Source organism: Microcystis sp. M109S1 (assembly GCF_020247025.1).
Taxonomy (GTDB): domain Bacteria; phylum Cyanobacteriota; class Cyanobacteriia; order Cyanobacteriales; family Microcystaceae; genus Microcystis.
The window spans coordinates 1-3,153 of sequence record NZ_JADBRW010000038.1; the positions used below are offsets into that span (position 1 = coordinate 1).

Below are 3,153 nucleotides of genomic sequence, written 5' to 3' on the forward strand. Positions count from 1 at the left end.
CCCAACCCCCAACCCCCAACCCCCACCGAAAAACTTTTTCAGCAGACCCTAATTATGATACTAAATCCGTTGAGTATAGGCTACTTATAAGGATAAGCACTCATGCAAGAGACACTCATGCAAAAAGAGGAATAGATAATCAGTCTTTAATAACTGGATTTAGTATGAATTGGCAAGAAATAGCAGGTAATTGGGTTTTTCTCCCCCGTCGTCCCCGGGGTATCATTCACTTTTTAGGGGGGGCATTTGTGGCGGCGGCCCCGAATATTACCTATCGTTGGTTATTAGAAAGTCTTGGGAATTCAGGATACGCTATTGTTGCTACTCCCTTTGTTAATACCCTCGATCACAAATCGATCGCCCGCACAGTTTTAAACCGTTTTGATAATATTATTGAACGTCTGCGCTGGAATCATAGTCTGCCCCAAGGTTATCTCCCCATCTACGGATTGGGTCACAGTATGGGGTGTAAACTACATTTATTAATCGGTAGTCTCTACGAAGTGGAACGGGCGGGAAATATCCTCATTTCCTTTAATAATTATCCCATTCGTCGAGCTATTCCCTTTATCGAACCTTTGCAAATTGACACCACTTTTAACCTCGAATTTACCCCTTCTCCCGAAGAAACAAACGAGTTAATTTTCCAAGATTATGCCATTCGTCGCAATCTTTTAATCCGTTTTCAAGACGACACGATCGATCAATCTCTGGTCTTAAATCCCCTGCTAAAAAAACGCTTTAATGATTTAATTGCCCTGCGAACTCTCCCGGGCAATCATCTCACTCCCTTGAGTCAAGATGTCAGTTGGCAAACCGGAGAAGTATTTACTCCCCTCGATGCGATCGGCCAATGGTTAAAACAGGGACTTGCCCGGGATAATTCCCGTCTCAAAGATGAGATTCTCCACTGGTTAAATCCCGTCCTTCCAGCCTCTCGTTAGCTTTCCTTTAGATTAATCCCCATAGCCCGTAATTGCGCCTCTATGCGGGCTAATTTTGCCTCAGCCAATTCGGCCCGTTGACGTTCCTGTTGGGCTTGCTGTTCGGCTAATTCAGCCTTTTGCTTGATTTCTAGGGTGGTCAAAAACCGGGAGCCATCGGGATAAAAAATAGCTAACTGGGGACTCTCCAGTTGAAAACGAATCTGTAGAAGCGGACTCTGCCAATTATCAATCCCGGTAATCATCTCCAATTGACCACCCCTTCGCCACCAACCCTGTAGATAATTAGCATCAGGATCATAGAGATAATATTCCTCTACGCCAAAACGCTGATAAAATTGCCATTTTCGGCGCATTTCCGCTTTAGTGTTGCCCGGAGAGAGAATTTCAAAGACTACCTGCGGCGCAATCTGGTTCTCTAACCATTGCTTATAGGAACCTCGATCGCCCTTGGGTCTGCCAAACACCACCATAGCATCCGGCGCTTGACAGATTTTATTATCCCCCTCGACCGGATACCACAACAGATCGCCGGCGATAAACACATGGTCATTGTCTGCGAATAAACATTCGAGATTTTCCTTAATCGTCACAATCCAGCGAAACTGTTTGGTATTATCGGCCATTGGTTTACCATCACTATCGGCATAGATAATCTCCGACTCAGAGAAAGATTGGGCTTTTACCATTGTTCTACTCCCTAGCGTACTAACTATCTAGTATAACATTAAATTCCCTGACGAAAGAGGGCAAAGGCCGAGGTATAACCGTGTAGAAAAGTGCGACCGGCCACTGGCCCGATTTCTCCATTGCCAAAGAAACCGGCGAGGGGAACATTGGCGAAATAACGCTGAAAAAGACCCGAATCAAAGTCGGGTTTTTCGTAGAGATTTTCCCCGCGACCGAGACAGGAAAAGATTAAAGCCCCTAGTACCTCTGAACTATTAGGTTTTTCTTGGGCAAAAGCTTGCAAAAGTAATTCTAAATCTAGGGCGGAAGTCTCGGCATCGCGCAGGTGAAATTGTACCCGCTGCCCCGGACGAACTCGATCGCCAATTGCGATCGCACCTTGGCGGGGATCTACTCCCAAAAGATTGCGAATTAAGAAATCCCCGGGCCGCAACTGCATTTTAAACTCATCCCTAGCAATACCGATAAAAAGGGAGTTTTGCGCTAATTCTCGGTCTTTTTCCCTCAAGGAGGCAATTAAATCCCGCAGTAGATTTAAAGGTGGTTGCGGAGTCCCATCGGCCTCTTTACCGGTCATGGAGAGGATAATATTGCGTTCTCCCTCACTCACCTGATAAATCGGTCCGATGGGACGACAACCCTGGGCGACGATAGTTTCGACGATAATATTGCCAGAAAGGGCGATTCCTACGGTTCCCTGACGATAGAGATAGGTATTACGGGGTTTTTGTTGATCGTGGTAGAATAGACCCCCAGAACGTTCAATCATGCCACCACTGACTAAACCGCCGATTTTGGCCGAACTGGGGTAGGCAAAATCCAAACCCTCTAACAGATCATTGATGCGACTGGAAAAAGGATCGGCTAAAAGGATAAATTGGGGATTTTTGGCCGCTTCTACCCCTAATAATTCTGTCCAACTAGAGGGGGAACTGTCGAGATCGGGCATTTCCGCCGCTTCGATATAGAAAGGCTGTACTTCCACATTGGGCAAATGGGCGACGGTGAGACTTAAAGCCGGACTCGCTTCGATTTCTCGCGCCTTTTCCCTGTCATCCATGCCGACAATCCCCGCCCCACCGCAGCCGATCAGGACAGGAACGGGGAGTTTATCCAAGATTAAGGGAACTAAACGGGGATAGTCGCTGGCATAGGCAGAAGAAATAAAAATTATGGCTAAATCTGCCGATCCGACTAATTTATCTTGCACTTTTTCCACTACCTCCGTCACCGCCGCTTCTAGGGAGGGACGGGTTGATAGGGCATTAATCCACTCGATGCGATCGCTCATCGAAAATTTTGGGTCTGAAACCCCGTCGTTCTACGACGGCTTTACCGCTAAATATTAGCGCATTTACACGATATATGCCAGAATGTAAAATATGGAAAAAGCCTATTCTTACCGATTTTACCCCACACCCGAACAAGAGTCGCTATTGCGGCGCACTTTGGGCTGTGTAAGATTAGTTTACAACAAAGCTCTCCACGAACGAACACAAGCTTGGTACGAAAAGCAAGA

Annotated in this window: 4 protein-coding genes; 2 read left to right on the plus strand and 2 right to left on the minus strand. The window is 46.5% G+C overall.

The features are described 5' to 3' along the window. Positions 1–164: 164 nt before the first annotated feature. Complete coding sequence (locus IM322_RS01575; protein WP_004162891.1) at positions 165–944, plus strand: DUF1350 family protein; 780 nt, start codon at positions 165–167, stop codon at positions 942–944. Here the strand turns inward: IM322_RS01575 and IM322_RS01580 are convergent. Further along, the gene (locus tag IM322_RS01580) at positions 941–1,633 is read right to left on the minus strand and encodes a Uma2 family endonuclease (protein ID WP_287675531.1); all 693 of its coding nucleotides are present in this window, start codon (positions 1,631–1,633) and stop codon (positions 941–943) included. The genes IM322_RS01575 and IM322_RS01580 overlap by 4 nt on opposite strands. A gap of 38 nt (positions 1,634–1,671) precedes the next feature. Further along, on the minus strand, positions 1,672–2,925 hold the full coding sequence (locus tag IM322_RS01585; RefSeq protein ID WP_287675530.1) for an FIST signal transduction protein: 1,254 nt from the start codon (positions 2,923–2,925) through the stop codon (positions 1,672–1,674). A 91-nt stretch (positions 2,926–3,016) separates the two neighbouring features. Between IM322_RS01585 and IM322_RS01590 the strand changes: the two genes are divergently transcribed. Next, positions 3,017–3,153, plus strand: a 137-nt coding sequence (locus tag IM322_RS01590) for a helix-turn-helix domain-containing protein (RefSeq protein WP_287713080.1), incomplete at its 3' end; no start/stop codon positions are given.